This is a genomic window from Massilia frigida, from assembly GCF_011682175.1.
Classification (GTDB): Bacteria; Pseudomonadota; Gammaproteobacteria; order Burkholderiales; family Burkholderiaceae_D; genus Telluria_A; species Telluria_A frigida.
On record NZ_WHJG01000019.1, the window covers coordinates 16,636 to 32,888 of the forward strand.

Here is a 16,253-nt window from a genome sequence, read left to right on the forward strand (position 1 = left end):
CTGCACGTAATTCGTAAACCTTCTATAATTTCAGTAATTCCTGAAAATTCAATACTTCCAAAGACCTATAGACATGACCAATCTCAGTCCACTTGCCCAGAAATTCATCCTCCACTTCGGCGAAATGGGCAGCCGCTGGGGCATCAACCGGACCGTGGGCCAGATTTACGCCCTGCTGTACGTACTGGCCAAGCCGCTCAATGCCGACGAAATCGCCGAACATCTGCAGTTTTCGCGCTCGAACGTGTCGATGGGACTGAAGGAATTGCAGTCCTGGCGCCTGGTCAAGCTGCTGCACCAGCCGGGCGACCGCCGCGAGTACTTCGAGCCGCCCAAGGATATCTGGGACATCTTCAAGGCCCTGCTGGAGGAGCGCCGCCGCCGCGAAGTCGAGCCGACCCTGTCGATGCTGCGCGACGCCCTGCTCGAAACGCCGGCCACCGACGCCGACCGCGTCGCCCAGGAGCGCATGCGCGAGATGTACAACCTGATCGAGCTGTCGAGCTCCTGGTTCGACGACGTGCAGCGCCTGTCGCCCGAAACCCTCACCTCGCTGATGAAAATGGGCTCCACGGTGAAAACCCTGCTCAACGTCGGCGACACCGTGCGCGGCACCTTCCGCAAGAAGCGCGCCCCCGAGCCGGCCGCCACCGACGCAACGCCCGCCGACAGCGGCGCCAAAGGCGAATAAGATGCGCGCCCTTCTCCACCGTCTCCCGTTCGCACTGGCGATCACGCTGGTGCTGGTTTTGAAGGTCGTCCTCCTGTTCATGCTCCACAAAGCCTTCTTCTCCACGCCCCAAGTAAAAAAAATGCGCATGCCGACCGCGCAGGTGGAACAGCACCTGCTCGATACGCCGCGACCGAAACCCTCTCTTCCTGCCAAGGCCACGCCATGATTCCCATTGATGATGTTGTCAGCCTGTCGCGGCTGCAGTTCGCCGCGACCGCCATGTATCACTTCCTGTTTGTCCCGCTCACGCTCGGCCTGTCGTGGATCCTGGTGATCATGGAGTCGGTCTACGTGATGACCGGCCGCGAAATCTACCGCGACATGACCAAGTTCTGGGGCAAGCTGTTCGGCATTAACTTCGCCATGGGCGTCACCACCGGCATCACCCTCGAATTCCAGTTCGGGACCAACTGGGCTTACTACTCGCACTACGTGGGCGACATCTTCGGCACCCCGCTGGCGATCGAAGGCATGATGGCCTTCTTCCTCGAATCGACCTTTGTGGGCCTGTTCTTCTTCGGCTGGTCGCGTTTATCGAAAGTGCAGCACCTCGGCGTGACCTTCCTGGTCGCCCTCGGATCGAGCCTGTCGGCCCTGTGGATCCTGATCGCCAACGGCTGGATGAACAACCCGGTCGGCGCCGAGTTCAACTTCGAAACCATGCGCATGGAACTGGTCAGCATGACGGACGTGATCTTCAATCCGGTCGCCCAGGTCAAGTTCGTGCACACCGTCGCCGCCGGCTACGTGACCGCCTCGATGTTCGTGCTGGGCGTGTCCGCCTTTTACCTGCTCAAGGCACGCGACGTGCCGTTCGCACTGCGCTCGTTCGCGATCGCGGCCGGCTTCGGCCTGGCCTCGACCCTGTCGGTGATCGTGCTGGGCGACGAATCGGGCTACACCGCCGGTGAAGTCAACAAGGTCAAGCTGGCCGCCATCGAAGCGGAATGGGAAACCGAGCCCGCTCCCGCCGGCATCACCCTGATCGGCCTGCCCAACGACAAAGAGGAACGTACCGACTACGCCGTCAAGATTCCCTACGTCCTGGGCCTGATCGCCACCCGCTCGCTCGATACCAAGGTCACCGGCATCAAGGACCTGAAAAAGCTGCACGAGACGCGCATCCGCAACGGCATGCTCTCGTACGCAGCCCTCACGCGACTCAAGAGCGGCGACAAGTCGCCCGAAGCGCGCGCCGAATTTCTGCGCCTGAAGGACGACCTGGGGTACGGCCTGCTGCTGAAAAAATACACGCCGCGCGTGATCGACGCCACCGAGGCGCAGATCAGGATGGCGGTCAACGATACCGTGCCCAAGGTCGCGCCGCTGTTCTGGTCGTTCCGCATCATGGTCGGCCTGGGGTTCCTGTTCCTGTTCATCTTCAGCGCCTCGTTCTACTTCCTGATCCGCAAGCGCCTGGCGCAGCAGCGCTGGCTGCTGAAACTGGCCGTGATCTCGATCCCGCTGCCATGGGTGGCGGCGGAACTGGGCTGGGTGGTGGCCGAATACGGGCGCCAGCCATGGACCATCGCCGGCATCCTGCCGACCCACCTGTCGGCGTCGACCCTGCAGGTGTCGAATCTGTATTTCAGCCTGGCCGGCTTCATCGGTTTCTACACGCTGCTGCTGGTAATCGAAATGGGACTGATGATCAAGTTCACGCGCCTGGGGCCGAGCGCCCTGCACACGGGTAAATATCACTGGGAAAAGCTGGAGGCCGCATGATCTTCGACTACGACACGCTCAAAGTCATCTGGTGGGGCTTCGTCGGCATTCTGCTGATCGGCTTCGCGCTGACCAACGGCTTCGACTTCGGGGTCGGCATGTGGCTGCCCTTCCTGGGCAAGGACGACATGGAACGGCGCGTCATCATCAACGTGATCGGCCCGACCTGGGAAGGCAACCAGACCTGGTTCATCGCCGCCGGCGGCGTCATGTTCGCGGCCTGGCCGCTGGTGTACGCGGCCGCCTTCTCCGGCTTTTATGTGGCGCTGATGCTGCTGCTCTTTGCGCTGTTCTTCCGGCCGGTCGGCTTCGACTACCGCAGCAAACTGGCAGACCCGCGCTGGCGCAATGCCTGGGACTGGGGCTTGTTCACCGGTGGCTTCGTGCCGCCGCTAATCTTCGGCATCGCCTTCGGCAACCTGCTGCAGGGTGTGCCCTTCCACTACGACGACACCATGCGCATGGAGTACACCGGCAGCTTCTTCGGCCTGTTCAATCCTTTCGGCCTGCTGGCCGGCGTGCTGGGCGTGTCGATGCTGGCCATGCACGGCGCCACCTACCTGGTTCAAAAGACCGAGGACGTCATCGCGGCGCGCGCGCGCAAGGCGGCCATGGCGGCCGGCGCGGTCACCGTGGCCGCGTTCGCGCTGGCCGGCGTGTGGGTCGCCACCGGCATGGACGGCTTTCGCATCGTCTCGATGCCGCCGGTCGACAGCGCCTTCATGCCGACCGCCAAAGTGGTCGAACGCGGCGTCGGCGCGTGGATGGATAACTACGCGCGCTGGCCGCTCACGATCGCCTTCCCGGTACTGGGCCTGGTCGGCGCGGCGCTGGCGGTGGCCTTGTGCGCGGCGCGCCGCAGCCTGGCGGCGTTCCTGGCCAGCGGCGTGTCGGTGGCGTCGATCCTGCTCACGGCCGGCGCGGCCATGTTCCCCTTCATCATGCCATCATCGCTCTCGCCCGGCAGCGGCCTGACCGCGTGGGATGCGGTGGCCAGCCACAAGAGCCTGGGCGTGATGTTCTGGGTGCTCGTGATCATGCTGCCGATCGTGGTGCTGTACACCAGCTGGGTGTACTCGATCATGCGCGGCAAGGTCACCGCGGCGCACATCCGTGAAAACGAACACGAATCTTATTAGGAGCAGACCATGTGGTATTTTGCCTGGATATTAGGGATCGGCCTGGCCCTGTCGGCCGCCATCATCAACGTCATGTGGCTGGAGGCGAACTACGCGTTCGGCCTGCGCGACGAAGACGCCACCCGCACCAGTTTTGAAAAGGCCAGCAAGGATAATCTGCTGCTGTGAGCCCGGAGTGACGCGTAAACGCTGTGAGCGATCGGCGGCAGGGCGCCGCAGATCGCGTCAGGACATTCGCAGGGCGTTACTGGCGTCAGTGAGTCACGCCGGCGCCGGCCAGGAAGCCGGTTCCGAATATGCTAATCCAGCAAATGCAGCCGATGGCGATCCACACGTAATTGGCCGCTGTAAATCGGCTGTTGCTGCGGCCCGCGGGATCGCCGCAGCAGGCATTGATATGCTTTTGTGCGCTGAAACTGCTGAAGAATATCCCCACCATCAGAATCAGCATCAGCGCGAGACTCAGGCCCGACCCCAAGGTCGTTTCGTTCATTCGAGTCAGGACATTCAGGGCAATCAGCATGACCACCAGACCGGTGGCATGGGATTTGTGATCCCATTGCGTCGGACGCATCTTTGCCGCCGCGTGCATAGACACTTCATTAAACAGGGAATGGGTGTAAAACACGGCGAAAATGGCGCGCGGTACCGGCCAGATCTCGCTGTCCGCAGCATTGTCAAGCTTGCATTGCCGTTTGTAGAGGTTCCAGTTCTTGAAATACCAAAAGAACTGATACATGCCCAATGTTGCAAGGAACAGAATCGTGAACTTGGTCAGGGAGACGACATAGAACATGTTATCGGAACCAATTGTTGCGCCAATGCTCATGTCGGCTTGGGGTGGAGCGTATAAATTGTCGTTCATATATTGCACCAAGGAAATTCACGAATTTTAACAGACCGGCGCCTCCTTCTGGTGATTCGCCCTGGACCAATGGGCATCCCGCCACGGCATGCTCGGCGCTGAACTGCGCGCCCTGGCGCATTGCACGCCAACGTTACGCAGTAGCGCAGCACGCAGGCGTCACCGTCGACTTCGTAAAAGCGCCCGGCGTTACCAGTCTGATGAACAGTAGAATTCCCACACCGCACAGAGAGCGTGGACAAGCGTTCGGGCCTGCCATGTCGCCGCACAGCCAACCCGGGCACTGCCGATGAACTTCCCCTTCATGCTGGCCGGCCCCACTCCAGGCTGATATGGTAAAGTGCCCCCATGCAACCCCTCAAATACTTAGGCGCCTATTCCGACCAGACGCTCGCACAAGTGACCGCGCTAATCGAGCAGAACAAGCTCGGCGAAGTGCTGCAGAAGCGCTACCCCGCCGCCCACGGCGTACGGACCGACAAAGCCCTGTACGACTACGTGCAAGACCTCAAGACCGAATTCCTGCGCAATGCCGATCCGATCAACAAGGTGGCCTTCGACAACAAGATCCACGTGATCCAGCACGCGCTCGGCCTGCACACCACCATTTCTCGGGTCCAGGGCAACAAGCTCAAGTCGAAGCACGAAATCCGCGTGGCCACCGTATTCAAGGACGCCCCCATCGAATTCCTGCGCATGATCGCCGTCCATGAGCTGGCGCACGTCAAGGAAAAGCAGCACGACAAGGCTTTCTACAAGCTGTGCTGCTACATGGAACCGAACTATCACCAGTACGAGTTCGACCTGAGGCTGTACCTGACGCAGCTCGACGTGTCAGGCCAGCGCCTCTGGTAAGCAGCTAACGCCGCTGCAGCGCCCACTGCTCGCTGGCAGCGTTGTTGAGCGGGTTCTGGATGATGGCCGCATTGTCCTGCGTGCTGCCGCCCTTGATGTCGAGCGCCATGCCGCTCAACTGGTTGCTCACCGTATTCCAGCCTGCCCCCAAGCTGGCGAAACGCCATTTCTGCCCGCCGCCGGCCCAGTAATCCCACTGCGCGATGGGGGTCCCGGCCGTGGTGGAATTGCCGTAGTTATCCAGGCTGCGCAGGCTGCCCGCGTTGATGATGCTGTAATACCCATCGCCCTGCCCGATCACATACCACGACTGGTGCTTCGCCCCGCTGTCGGCAGCCTGCTGCACCATGGCGCCATTGGCCGTTGCCGCGCCGGCCACCGTCAGCACCTTGCCGCTGGCGCGCGACTTGATCGCATAGGCGCCGTCGCTGATGCCGCCGCAGCCGGCAAAGCTGGTGAAATTACGCGTCATGCCCGGCCAGCCACCGCTGTACGTCATCCTCAGCAGGTCCAGCTTGGCCTTGCCCCCGTCGGCCAGGTCGTAATAATGCGTGGAGACGAAATTGCAGCCATCCTGCTTGAGCACCGCCACGTGCCCCGGCCCCCGGTACTTGCCGTCGCTGACAGGCAGGATGGTGCGCACGCCGGAATACGGCCCCGTGATGCTGGTCGCGCGCTGCACTTCCACGTAATAGGTGCTGTCGGCCCACTTGCAGCAGGCGCCGCGGTTGACGAACAGGTAGTAGTACCCGCCATTGCGCGTGATGTAGGGCGCCTCGATGTCCTGATGTCCGCCGCCCAGGATCCTGGTCACGCTGCCGGCCAGCTTGCCGGTGGCCTGGTTGATCTGCGCCACCCCGATCCCGCCAAAGAACGAGCCATACGACAAATACACCTTGCCGTCATGGTCGCGCATCAGGGCCGGGTCGATCGCGTTGATCTCCGTGAACCCACCGAACGATTCGAGCACGATGCCAAGGTCGGTCCAGGACGGATTTTTGAGCGACGCCGAACGCGCCACGCCGATCGCCGACGTGGTCGTGCCCCATTGCGACACCGAGTAGTACAGGTAGTAGTAGCCGTTCATGTGGATTACGTCGGGCGCCCACATCGCCCCCTTGAAGCCCGGGATCTTGTTGGCGATCCAGGCCGGGTAGGTGGAAAACACCGGTTTGGCCTGCGCCGACCAGGTCACCAGGTCCTTCGAGGTCGAGTGCCAGATGCCCTCGTCGCTCGTGGTGAAGTTGAAGTACGTGTCGCCGTCCTTCGTGATGGTGCCGGGGTCGTGGGCATTCTTGACGCCAGCCAGTTCGATGGCTGGCGCCGGGGTGGCGGCCAGGGCGAGGCAAAGCGCCGCCAGTCGTGGTTTTAACATGGGTCTCCGATCTTGTTATGTGCTTGTCCTGCCAATGCAGGGTAGGCCGCCCCGCCCGCGCCGGCCAATGACTTTTTTACATCGCGCGATCACCGTTTCGGTATCGCCCGCCATGCGCGTGAAAGTCGATTCTCACCGAATGTTGCATTTCCGCAGCACAAGTTATCAGAACGATTACGTCCGGCTGGATAATGATCGACAAGCGCCACCCTGCTCTATAAAGTCGAGTCTGAACCCGCGCCGGCCCGACCCCCGCCATCCTGACAAAAAACCATCCCCCCGCACCTGGCCCTTCGCTCGCGCGCGCACCACCGTGCTGCGCCTCCGCAAGACATGCCCCACCGGACTTCATTCATGCACAAGTTTTACCCACGCCCCGCCCATCTCGTCGTCACGCGCGCCTGCGCCCTGGGCGTCGTGCTGCTGGCCGGCGTCGACGCGCGCGCGGCCGATCCCGATGCCCTGAACTGGACCTTCGGCGGCTTCGGCACGGCTGCGGTGAGCCATTCCGACAACCGCCAGGCCGACTTCAGTTCCAGCGTGCTCAAGGCCACCGGCGCCGGCTACACCAGGGCCTGGAGCCCGCATGTGGACAGCCGCCTCGGCGCGCAACTGGGCGTCACCGTCAACAAGCAGTGGTCGGGCGTGGTGCAGGTGATCACCGAACAGCGGCTCGACCGCAGCTACCGCCCCATCGTCGAATGGGCCAACCTGAAATACCAGGCCACGCCCGACCTGTCGCTGCGCCTCGGCCGCATCGCGCTGCCAGTGTTCCTGGCGGCCGACTACCGCAAGATCGGCTACGCCTATCCATGGGCGCGCACCCCGGTCGAAGTCTACGACGCCATCCCGATCAGTAACAGCGACGGGATCGACATCAGTTACCGCTGGCGCGCCAGCGGCGTCAAGTTCGTCAGCCAGGCGGTCGTTGGCGGCACCACCCTCGATCTGCTCGGCGACAACAAGGTCAAGTCACGCAAGCTGGCCGGGGTATCGACCACGGCCGAACGGGGCGCCCTGAGCGGCCGTATCAGCGCCTTCAGCAGCGAGGTGTCGATCAACCTGGCCGAATACCTGTTCGACGGCTTGCGCCAGTTCGGCCCGCGCGGCGAAGCGCTGGCGCGTCAATATGAAGTCGAGCGCAAGCGCTTCAACGCCCTGACCCTCGGCGCCACCTACGATCCGGGCAACTGGTTCGCCATGGCCGAAATCGGGCGCTTTACCAGCCATTCCTTCTTCGGCAAATCGATTACCTTGTATTCCAGCGCCGGCTACCGCTTCGGCGCGTTCACGCCCTACATCGCCTTTGCCAGCGCCAAGGCCAGGAGCCGGACGCGCGACCCCGGCCTGCCGCTCGACGGCTTGCCGCCGGCGCTGGCCGCGCGGGCCGCCCAACTCAACGAAAGCTTGAACTACCTGTTGATGAGCGTGCCGGTCCAGAACACCGCCAGCGCCGGCGTGCGCTGGGATGTGCGCCGCAATATCGCCCTCAAGCTCCAGTACGACCGGGTGCGGCCGGGCGAGCACTCGCGTGGCACCCTGTTCAACGTGCAGCCGGGCTTCGGCGCGCATCCGCGCGTCAACCTCGCGAGCGCGGTGCTCGATTTCGTGTTCTGAGGGCGCCGGCATGAACAACCATTCCTTTCGCCACCTGCTGGCCGCCTGCGCCCTGGCGCTGCAGCCGCTGCACGCCGCCGGCACCGAGCTGGTGGTGATCGTCTCGGCCAAAAGCGCGGTCGCCAGCATGCGCGCCGAGCAGGTGGCCGACATCTTCCTCGGCCAGGTCGGCACCTTTCCGGACGGTGCCGAAGCGGTCGCGCTCGACCAGCGCATCGGCACCGGCCTGCGCGACGAATTCTATGCGCGCGTCACCGCCAAGACGCCGGCGCTGCTGAAAGCTTACTGGACCAAGATGATCTTCACCGGGCGCGGCCAGCCGCCCCAGGAAGCGCCCGACAGCGCCGCCGTGCGCCGCATGGTGGCCGATAACCCGGCGCTGATCGGCTACATCGACAAGGCGGCGCTCGACCACAGCGTCAAGGCCGTGCTGGTGGTGCGCTGACCATGAGCAGCGCGCGCGCCCGCCTCACGCGCCTGGTCGGGCTCGGGCTGGAAACCCACATCTCGCTACCGCTGTTCGCGCTGCTGCTGCTGGCGACGATCTGGATGGCCACCGACCGCTTCATCGGCATCGAACGCGCGGCCGCGCGCAACGCCGCGCGCGAATCGAGCCAGGAACTGATCGACACCTACGAAGCGCAGATGCAGCGCAACCTGGGCAGCATCGACCAGACCCTCAAGGTGCTCAAGTACGCGGTCGAACTGAAAGGCACGGCCGGCGCGCTGCCGGCCCTGAACCAGCAAGGCTTGCTGCCTTCGGGACTGGTGTTCGTGGTCAGCATCGCCGACCGCGGCGGCATGGTGGTGGCCAGCAATCCGCCGGCGCGCGTGATCGACGTCTCGGCCCAGAACTACTTTGCCTTTCACCGCGACAGCGACACGAATACCCCCTTCGTGAGCCAGACCCTGCGCGACGATGCCAATCCCGACTGGCACCTGCACTTCACGCGGCGCCTGAACGACAAGGATGGCCGCTTCGCCGGCGTGGCCATCGTCGAAGTCGACCCGGGCTACTTCACCAGCGGCTACGAGCGTTCGCGCCTGGGCGAGTCGGGCGCGCTCGGGCTGTATGGCACGGACGGCGTGTTCCGCGCCCTGCGCATCGGCGACAAGGTGGTGTGGGGCCAGCGCGCGCCGCAACTGGCGCGCGAGACCGGCGCCGGCCAGGTCGTCGCCAACGCCTGGGATGGCGTGCGCCGCTACACCAGCGTGCGCCGCCTGCACGGCTTTTCGCTCACCGCGCTGGTCGGCCTGTCCGAACACGAATCGATGGCCGCCTTCGAGCAGCAGCGCCGCAATTACCTGTGGGTGGCCGGCAGCGGCAGCGCGCTGCTGGTCATCATCGTCACCCTGGTGTGCGGCTGGTCGTGGCAGCTCACGCGCACGCGGCGCCGCATCCGCCGCGCCCAGGAGACTTACGCGGCCGCCTCGGAAGCGAGCCTGGACGCGTTTTTCGTCATGCGCAGCATCAGTGCCGAGGGCGGCGCGATCACCGACTTCATCATCGAAGCGACCAACACGCGCGCCGAAAAGCTGGCCGGCATGGACAAACCGAGCCTGCGCGGCCTGCGCCTGTCGGCCATGCTGCCCGCCTTTCGCGACAACGGCATTTTCGAGGACCTGATCAAGGTCACCCTGGTCGGCGGCGTGCACGAAGCCGAATGGCTGGCCGAATTGAGCGGCGAGCGCACCTGCTGGCTGCACCGCCAGGTGGTCGCGGTCGAAGGCGGCGTGGTGGCGATCGTGCGCGACATCACCGAGCGCAAGGTGGCCGAGGAACGCATCCGCCACATGGCGCACCACGACGAATTGACCGGCCTGCCCAACCGCAGCCTGATCCGCGACCGCCTCGACCAGGCCATCCTGCAGGCGCAGCGGCGCGGGCGCTGCGTGGTGGTGGCCTTCATCGACCTCGATGGCTTCAAGCTGGTCAACGACGGCTTAGGTCACAACGCCGGCGACGAACTGCTGAAAGTCGTGGGCGCGCGCATGAGCGCCTGCGTGCGGCGCGAGGATACCCTGGGCCGCTTCGGCGGCGACGAATTCATCATCATCCTGCCCGACCAGGCCGACAATCCGATGGCGGTCGCTCCCCTCCTCGAAAAAATCCGCCAGGCGGTCACCGAACCGATGCTGCTCGGTGGCCAGGAAGTGCAGGTCAGCTGCAGCATGGGCGTGGTGATGTACCCGCGCGACGGCGCCGATCCGAACGCCTTGATGATGAACGCCGACGCCGCCATGTACCGCGCCAAGGAGATGGGCAACAATAACTTCCAGTTCTACGCGCGCGAGATGAACGCCAGCGTGGAAGAAAAACTGATGCTGCTCGAAGGCTTGCGCGGCGCCCTCGACGAGGGCCAGTTCCACCTGCTGTACCAGCCCAAGGTGGACCTGCGCAGCGGCCTCATTTTCGGCGTCGAAGCGCTGATCCGCTGGGAGCATCCGGAGCACGGCGTGGTGTCGCCGCTGCGCTTCATCGGCCTGGCCGAGGAAAGCGGCCTGATTGTCGCCATCGGCGACTGGGTGCTGCACACGGCCTGCCGCCAGAACAAGGCGTGGCAGGATGCGGGGCTGGCGCCGATCACCATGTCGGTGAATGTCTCGCCGCGCCAGTTCGAGGAAAAGCGCCTGGTCGAGCGGGTCGCGGCCGCCCTGCGCGAGAGCGCCCTGGACCCGGGCGCGCTGGAACTGGAAGTGACCGAAAGCCTGATCATGCGCGACCTGGCGCAGTCGGTCGGCAAGATGCGCGAACTCAAGGCGATGGGGATTTCGCTCTCGATCGACGACTTCGGCACCGGTTATTCGAGCCTGTCGGCGCTCAAGTCCTTCCCCATCAGCACCCTGAAGATCGACAAGTCCTTCGTGCGCGAACTGGCCGACAATACCGACGACCAGGCCATCGCGATGGCCGTGATCTCGCTCGGCCACAAGCTGAACCTGCGCGTGATCGCGGAAGGCGTCGAGACCGAGCAGCAGTGCACCTTCTTGCGCGATAACGACTGCGACGAGATGCAGGGCTACCTGTTCAGCCGCCCGGTGCCGGCGGCGCAGATTGCGGCGCTGCTGGAAGAACAGGCGCGCATGCAGTCCGGCTGCGACCACCCGGGCGCTGGGGCTTACCCATAGCCCGACGCGGCCTAAGCAGTTTTACGCAAAGCGCATCGCCACCGCGCCGCCCGCAATCAAACCGACCGCGCACAGGCGACGCACGCCAAGCCGCTCGCGCAGGAACACGCGCGCGATCAGCGCCGCAAACAGGATCGATGTCTCGCGCAGCGCGGCGATGACGGCCACGGGCGCCGCAGTCATCGCCCACAAGGCCAGTCCGTACGACGCCATCGAGACCAAGCCACCAAGCATGCCGGTTTTCCAATATTGGCGCCCGTATTCCCGCAACGCCTGCCGTTTGCCCATCACCGCAACGAGCAGCACGACTGCCGACAGCGCGAACAGCCACAAGGTGTAGGCGAGCGGCGCCCCGGAGCGGCGCACGCCGATGCCGTCGATCAGCGTGTAGCAGGCGATCACGGCGGCGTTAAGCAAGGCGAACAGGGTGGCGCGGCGCGAAGGTGGCGCCGCGCCGGCGCCACGCCACAGGCTCATCGCCAGCACGCCGGCGCAAATGAGGGCAATCGCGCCATACTGCCTTGCACCGAGCGTCTCGCCGACGAGCACGGCGGAGCCGAGCGCCACCAGCAAGGGCGCGCTGCCGCGCATCAGCGGATAGGCGTGGCTCATGTCGCCGTGCGCATAGGCGGCGGCCAGCAGCCGGTAGTAAGCAAGGTGGCAGCACGCCGACCCGGCCAGCCACGGCCAGCTGGCCGCGTCGGGCAGCGCCAGGAACGGCAGCGCCAGCGCGGCCAGCACACCGGCGCCACCGGCCACCAGCACGGTGGAGAGGAGTTTATCGGGGCCCGCCTTGACCAGCGCATTCCAGCTCGCATGCAGCAGCGCGGCGAACAGCACCAGCAGCACGGTGGCGCCGGACACGGGGCGGCCGGCGCGTCGTTAGCTGGCCAGCAGGCGCGCCAGCAGCGCCTCCGGCTCGGCTTCGACCATCATCAAGCCCGCATGCTCCTCGCGCACGAAGGCTTCGCGATGCTGGTGCGCCACGAACGCGGCCAGCAGGTCGTAGAAACCGCCGGCATTGAGCACGCCGACCGGCTTGCGGTGGATGCCGAGCTGCGACCAGGTCAGCATCTCGAACAATTCTTCGAGCGTCCCCATCCCGCCCGGCATGGCGATAAAGCCGTCCGACAGTTCGGCCATCATGGCTTTGCGTTCATGCATGTCGCGCACGATGAATAGCTTGGTCAGGCCGTCATGCGCCAGTTCGCGTTCGAGCAGCGCCTGCGGAATCACGCCGACCGCTTCACCGCCCAGGCGCAGCACTTCGTCGGCGATAACGCCCATCAGGCCCACCTTGCCGCCGCCATACACGAGGCCGATGCCCTGCCCCACCAGCGCACGCCCCATGGCGCGCGCGGCCTCCGCGTACAGCGGCAAGGCGCCGTACGAGGCGCCGCAATAAACTGCGATTGACTTCATTGATTCCTGCTTCTTATTTGAGTTTTTTGAGGTATTCCTCGGACAGCTTCTGGAACAGCAGATGCGTGTCGCCGCGCAGGTAGGGCCCGATTTGCGAGAGTACCTGGTAGCAGCCGCGCGCCAGCGCGTCCGACATGGCCTGCTGCTCCGAATACTTGCGCGGATTGAGCACGTATTCGTACGACAGCCAGTAGGTGGCGACGACCACCATGTTGGTGGCCATGGCATTGATGTCGGCGTCCGACGCTTCGAGCGACTTTTCGCTGCGCAGGTCTTCGCACAATTCCTTGGCCACCTTGATCTTGTGCGCCAGGATCAGCTTGAAATGCAGTTCGAGCTTGCGGTTACGCGAGAGCAGGTCGTTCAGGTCGCGGTAGAAGAAGCGGTAGCGCCAGATCAGTTCAAACATCAGGTGCAGGTAAATCCACACATCCTCGATGTTCGAGCGGCGCCCGTCCGGCACCGTCAGGATGCGTTCGATCTCCGCTTCGAACTGCACGAAGATCGAGTTGACGATGTCGTCCTTGTTGCGGAAATGGTAGTAGAGATTGCCCGGGGAGATATTCATCTCCTCGGCGATCACGGTGGTCGTGATATTCGGCTCGCCGAACTCGTTAAACAGCCGCAACGACAATTCCAGGATGCGTTCTCGGGTGCGGCGTGGCGCTTTTTGTAGCATGGCGGGGCGGTCGGTGTTTTTTCTCACGCAAGCATAACACCGAACACCCATGTATTCACAGGGCCAATGACGATACCCCGGCGTACGGTCACTCGCCCTTGCCGCCCTTCGGCGCGGCCGCTTTGCTGAGCGCGGGCTTGCGCGTGCGCGCCGCTGCCGTCTTGGCGGCTGGCTTGGCCGTCTTCCCGGCCGCCTTCCTGGCCGCCGCCTTGGGGGCCGCCTTGGGGGCTTGCGCGCCCAACTCTTCCAGCTGCTTGCTCAATTGCTCGACCTTCAAGGCGAGCGCATCGATTTCCTGCCGGGTCGGCACGCCCATCGTGGCCAGCGCGCGCGTGACCCGGTCTTCGAACACCTGCTCCATCTTGTCCCACGAACCGGATGCCTGGCGGGCCACGAGGTCGGCCACGTCGGCGGCGGCATCGGCCACGTTGCCGGCCTTGTCCCCGGCCATCGAGCGCGTGCGTTTTTGCAGCTCGTTGCCTTCCTCGACCAGTTTGTTGAAGACCCGTGTGCCCTCCTGCTGCGCCTTGGCGAACGCGCCCAGGCCGGCTTGCCAGACCTGATGCGCCGAACTGCGCACGGTGTCGGTGAGCTGGGCGTCTTCGTCGATCGTTTGCGGCTTGAGTTTTTTTTCCATTTGGAAACTCCGTAAATGAGGTGGGGATCGGGCTCGCTGCGGCCCATTCTAGTGGGCTATCTTAGAGCATGCTGTCTAAAGCGTGGGCGTCAATCCGTTTCGGCCGCCGGGCTGGCGTCGTCGTCGGATAAAGAGCGGTAATACATTTCCAGCATTCCCAGGCGCGTATGCGCAAAACCGGGCGGGGTCTTGTCCAGCGATTTCTGGATTTCCTTCCAACGCGCGGGGCGCAGGCCGGGGTCCTGATTCTTGATTTTATCGAGCACGGCAACGGCCTGGTAGCCCGCCTCGTCGTACGGGCCGGCCGCTACGCGCAGCAGCGCGCTCACCACCGCGGGCGTCATCGGCGCCAGTTGTCCGATGCGCCGCACCGCCAGGGCGCCCCGGGTCGCGGGGTAGCGCCCGATCAGGATACCGGGGCCGCTGCGGATCACCAGGCCGTAGCTGGAAATCGGCTCGGGCACCAATTCGTCGGCATCGCTCCGCAATGGCAGCGTCAGCAAGGCAGGCAGCACGCGTGCGCGCTGCCGCTGCAGGGCATCCCTGGCGGCGGGTGCGGATAACAGGGACTCGACGGCGGCCAGCGGTCCGTCGCGCAGGCTGCCGATGTCGGCCTCGATGCGCGGCAAGACCAGCCCGATCTGGCGCTTCAGGATTTGGCTCAGCCAGTACATGTGTTCCTCGTTCGCGCCGGCCAAAAACCGCTCATAGAGAAATTCCAGCGCATCACGGCTGTGCAGGTCCCGCGAGCATGTTCGACACCGTGGCCAGGCACTGCGTCGCGCCGGCGCGGGAAGCGTCCCGATAGGCGTTTTTCAGCACGCCAGAATCGGCCGGCGGGATTGGCCCGAGGCTGGCCAGCAGGCTGGCGGAGCGGCATGCCACCGCAAAGCAGGCCTGCGCCGTGCAGCCGCTCGCGGAATCGCTGCTGCGCTCGGCCAGCGGAGCGGTCCTGGCAATCGCCATGGACAGCGCGGCGCGGCGCACGCCGTCCGCGCTGTCCGTCGCCGCCAGCAGTGCGCGCAAGCGCTGGTTCGCCTGCGCAATGTCCTGCCCGAGGGCGGTAAATACATCGGCAGCCGACGGATCGTTCAAGCGATCGATAAAGTAGGCGATGGTCGCCGGCGACGCCATTCCCCGTCTCATCAGGTCCAATGCCGCAGGCAGCAAGGCCGGGTTGTTGGCGGCAGTGAGAAGGTGCTTGTCCAGTTCCGCCGGCGACGCCCGCTTCCTGAGCGCGGCCTCGATCGCCGCATGCATCGCGTCATCGCTGCTGGCCGCATACGCCTTGAGGAGGTGCGCAATCCCGATGTCGTTTCCCTGCACGCTGAGAAAAGCGTCGACCAGGCCGGGCCCGATGTGCGGCAGACGCAAGCCGGCCCGCAACGCCGGCAGCACGGCTGCGGCCCGCCCGCCCTGATCGGCCACGAAGGGCCCCAGCACCGATACCGTCTGCGCGCTGAGGTTTTCCTCTGCCAGCAAGAGCGCAAGTGCTGCAAAGCGCTCGCGCTCATATCCTTCAGTGAACTTCCAGAACAGGGCGAAGCCCTTTGCGGTCACCTTCGCCTCGTCTTCCGGACCGCCATATTGCGCCAACAGATAGTGCGCCGCCGACTGCGCGCAAGCGCGCGGCGGCCCGCCGATGCAAATCAGCATGGATAAAAAAAACTCCTTGTCCGATTCCCCGGGCCGGCCACCGGCCAGCTCCTCGCGCCGCGCAATCGCCTTCGTGGCGACGCAATACGAAGCGGGACGGTCATCATGCAGGAGCCGGATCAGCACAGGGACGGCTTGCTCGCCCAATGCCACCAGTCGATCTTCAGCACAGTGTATATGCCGCTCCCCACCCTCATGAATCAGCGCCTCCAGGCGCTCCGCAGTCATGGACGCATACGCACTGCCGCACGCCGATGGCACGACCGTTTTCGCCCCGCTCGCGGCGAACGGGACAAGGGCAAGCATCGCCATGAGCGCGGCACGGCGGATTACGGGCGTGAATCTCATTCCAAAACGTCCTATCGTAAAAAATGGCCGGATGCACCGGCTTGCCATGTCTGGCACATTTTTGATTGGTATC

Annotated in this window: 17 protein-coding genes; 9 read left to right on the top strand and 8 right to left on the bottom strand. The window is 64.4% G+C overall.

Translation table 11 applies throughout. The annotated features are described in order from the left end of the window. The first annotated feature begins 73 nt into the window (after nt 1-73). Genes F2P44_RS18420 through cydX form a run of 5 tightly spaced genes read left to right on the top strand, consistent with a single transcriptional unit; the run spans nt 74 to nt 3,765 of the window. Entirely contained in the window at nt 74-691 is a 618-nt protein-coding gene (locus F2P44_RS18420) for a GbsR/MarR family transcriptional regulator (RefSeq protein ID WP_167088511.1), read from the top strand. 1 nt (nt 692) lies between these two features. Next, nucleotides 693-899, top strand: coding sequence for a cytochrome oxidase putative small subunit CydP (gene cydP, locus F2P44_RS18425; RefSeq protein WP_167088492.1), 207 nt, complete (start codon nt 693-695; stop codon nt 897-899). After that, a complete protein-coding gene (locus tag F2P44_RS18430) occupies nt 896-2,458 on the top strand; it encodes a cytochrome ubiquinol oxidase subunit I (RefSeq protein WP_167088512.1) in 1,563 nt (520 codons plus the stop codon). Before cydP ends, F2P44_RS18430 begins: the two co-directional genes overlap by 4 nt. Further along, nucleotides 2,455-3,597: a cytochrome d ubiquinol oxidase subunit II gene (gene cydB / locus F2P44_RS18435; protein WP_167088513.1), complete on the top strand. Its 1,143-nt coding sequence runs from the start codon at nt 2,455-2,457 to the stop codon at nt 3,595-3,597. The genes F2P44_RS18430 and cydB overlap by 4 nt, the downstream gene beginning before the upstream one ends. 9 nt (nt 3,598-3,606) lie before the next feature. Then, nucleotides 3,607-3,765 carry a cytochrome bd-I oxidase subunit CydX gene (cydX, locus tag F2P44_RS18440; RefSeq protein WP_167088514.1) on the top strand — a complete coding sequence of 53 codons (159 nt, stop codon included), beginning with the start codon at nt 3,607-3,609 and terminating at the stop codon, nt 3,763-3,765. Nucleotides 3,766-3,850: 85 nt separating this feature from the next. Here the strand turns inward: cydX and F2P44_RS18445 are convergent, their stop codons facing one another. Continuing rightward, complete coding sequence (locus F2P44_RS18445; protein ID WP_167088515.1) at nt 3,851-4,462, bottom strand: hypothetical protein; 612 nt, start codon at nt 4,460-4,462, stop codon at nt 3,851-3,853. 348 nt (nt 4,463-4,810) lie between these two features. Between F2P44_RS18445 and F2P44_RS18450 the strand changes: the two genes are divergently transcribed. Next, nucleotides 4,811-5,317 (top strand): YgjP-like metallopeptidase domain-containing protein, encoded by a 507-nt coding sequence (locus tag F2P44_RS18450; RefSeq protein WP_167088516.1) that lies wholly within the window; start codon nt 4,811-4,813, stop codon nt 5,315-5,317. Nucleotides 5,318-5,321: 4 nt separating this feature from the next. Here F2P44_RS18450 and F2P44_RS18455 read toward each other — a convergent pair whose 3' ends face one another. Further along, the gene (locus F2P44_RS18455; protein WP_167088517.1) at nt 5,322-6,692 is read right to left on the bottom strand and encodes a family 43 glycosylhydrolase; all 1,371 of its coding nucleotides are present in this window, start codon (nt 6,690-6,692) and stop codon (nt 5,322-5,324) included. 354 nt (nt 6,693-7,046) lie between these two features. Between F2P44_RS18455 and F2P44_RS18460 the strand changes: the two genes are divergently transcribed. The 3 genes from F2P44_RS18460 to F2P44_RS18470 are packed head-to-tail and all read left to right on the top strand — an operon-like array spanning nt 7,047 to nt 11,438. Beyond that, entirely contained in the window at nt 7,047-8,309 is a 1,263-nt protein-coding gene (locus F2P44_RS18460) for a hypothetical protein (RefSeq protein ID WP_229423618.1), read from the top strand. 10 nt (nt 8,310-8,319) lie between these two features. Further along, nucleotides 8,320-8,754: a type 2 periplasmic-binding domain-containing protein gene (locus F2P44_RS18465; protein ID WP_187363364.1), complete on the top strand. Its 435-nt coding sequence runs from the start codon at nt 8,320-8,322 to the stop codon at nt 8,752-8,754. A gap of 2 nt (nt 8,755-8,756) precedes the next feature. After that, nucleotides 8,757-11,438: a bifunctional diguanylate cyclase/phosphodiesterase gene (locus F2P44_RS18470; RefSeq protein WP_167088518.1), complete on the top strand. Its 2,682-nt coding sequence runs from the start codon at nt 8,757-8,759 to the stop codon at nt 11,436-11,438. A 21-nt stretch (nt 11,439-11,459) separates the two neighbouring features. On the opposite strand, the gene F2P44_RS18475 is transcribed toward F2P44_RS18470, so the two are convergent. From F2P44_RS18475 to F2P44_RS18500, 6 genes are all read right to left on the bottom strand, one after another. Beyond that, nucleotides 11,460-12,302 (bottom strand): DMT family transporter, encoded by an 843-nt coding sequence (locus F2P44_RS18475; protein WP_167088519.1) that lies wholly within the window; start codon nt 12,300-12,302, stop codon nt 11,460-11,462. Between the two features lie 18 nt (nt 12,303-12,320). Further along, nucleotides 12,321-12,860, bottom strand: a complete 540-nt coding sequence (locus F2P44_RS18480; RefSeq protein ID WP_167088520.1) for an LOG family protein — start codon at nt 12,858-12,860, stop codon at nt 12,321-12,323. A gap of 13 nt (nt 12,861-12,873) precedes the next feature. Continuing rightward, complete coding sequence (locus F2P44_RS18485; RefSeq protein WP_054263370.1) at nt 12,874-13,539, bottom strand: TetR/AcrR family transcriptional regulator; 666 nt, start codon at nt 13,537-13,539, stop codon at nt 12,874-12,876. Nucleotides 13,540-13,627: 88 nt separating this feature from the next. Then, a complete protein-coding gene (locus F2P44_RS18490) occupies nt 13,628-14,176 on the bottom strand; it encodes a phasin family protein (protein WP_167088521.1) in 549 nt (182 codons plus the stop codon). 89 nt (nt 14,177-14,265) lie between these two features. After that, nucleotides 14,266-14,850, bottom strand: coding sequence for a hypothetical protein (locus F2P44_RS18495; RefSeq protein ID WP_167088522.1), 585 nt, complete (start codon nt 14,848-14,850; stop codon nt 14,266-14,268). 52 nt (nt 14,851-14,902) lie between these two features. Further along, entirely contained in the window at nt 14,903-16,180 is a 1,278-nt protein-coding gene (locus F2P44_RS18500) for a hypothetical protein (protein WP_167088523.1), read from the bottom strand. Nucleotides 16,181-16,253 lie beyond the last annotated feature (73 nt).

Bases quoted from the DNA above. Each gene is read 5' to 3' on its own strand.
- F2P44_RS18470 (WP_167088518.1), top strand. From the start codon at position 8,757: ATGAGCAGCGCGCGCGCCCGCCTCACGCGCCTGGTCGGGCTCGGGCTG.
- F2P44_RS18500 (WP_167088523.1), bottom strand. From the start codon at position 16,180: ATGAGATTCACGCCCGTAATCCGCCGTGCCGCGCTCATGGCGATGCTT.
- F2P44_RS18495 (WP_167088522.1), bottom strand. From the start codon at position 14,850: ATGTACTGGCTGAGCCAAATCCTGAAGCGCCAGATCGGGCTGGTCTTG.
- F2P44_RS18430 (WP_167088512.1), top strand. From the start codon at position 896: ATGATTCCCATTGATGATGTTGTCAGCCTGTCGCGGCTGCAGTTCGCC.
- F2P44_RS18480 (WP_167088520.1), bottom strand. From the start codon at position 12,860: ATGAAGTCAATCGCAGTTTATTGCGGCGCCTCGTACGGCGCCTTGCCG.
- cydX (WP_167088514.1), top strand. From the start codon at position 3,607: ATGTGGTATTTTGCCTGGATATTAGGGATCGGCCTGGCCCTGTCGGCC.
- F2P44_RS18420 (WP_167088511.1), top strand. From the start codon at position 74: ATGACCAATCTCAGTCCACTTGCCCAGAAATTCATCCTCCACTTCGGC.
- F2P44_RS18450 (WP_167088516.1), top strand. From the start codon at position 4,811: ATGCAACCCCTCAAATACTTAGGCGCCTATTCCGACCAGACGCTCGCA.
- F2P44_RS18485 (WP_054263370.1), bottom strand. From the start codon at position 13,539: ATGCTACAAAAAGCGCCACGCCGCACCCGAGAACGCATCCTGGAATTG.
- F2P44_RS18455 (WP_167088517.1), bottom strand. From the start codon at position 6,692: ATGTTAAAACCACGACTGGCGGCGCTTTGCCTCGCCCTGGCCGCCACC.
- F2P44_RS18465 (WP_187363364.1), top strand. From the start codon at position 8,320: ATGAACAACCATTCCTTTCGCCACCTGCTGGCCGCCTGCGCCCTGGCG.
- F2P44_RS18460 (WP_229423618.1), top strand. From the start codon at position 7,047: ATGCACAAGTTTTACCCACGCCCCGCCCATCTCGTCGTCACGCGCGCC.
- F2P44_RS18490 (WP_167088521.1), bottom strand. From the start codon at position 14,176: ATGGAAAAAAAACTCAAGCCGCAAACGATCGACGAAGACGCCCAGCTC.
- F2P44_RS18445 (WP_167088515.1), bottom strand. From the start codon at position 4,462: ATGAACGACAATTTATACGCTCCACCCCAAGCCGACATGAGCATTGGC.
- cydB (WP_167088513.1), top strand. From the start codon at position 2,455: ATGATCTTCGACTACGACACGCTCAAAGTCATCTGGTGGGGCTTCGTC.
- cydP (WP_167088492.1), top strand. From the start codon at position 693: ATGCGCGCCCTTCTCCACCGTCTCCCGTTCGCACTGGCGATCACGCTG.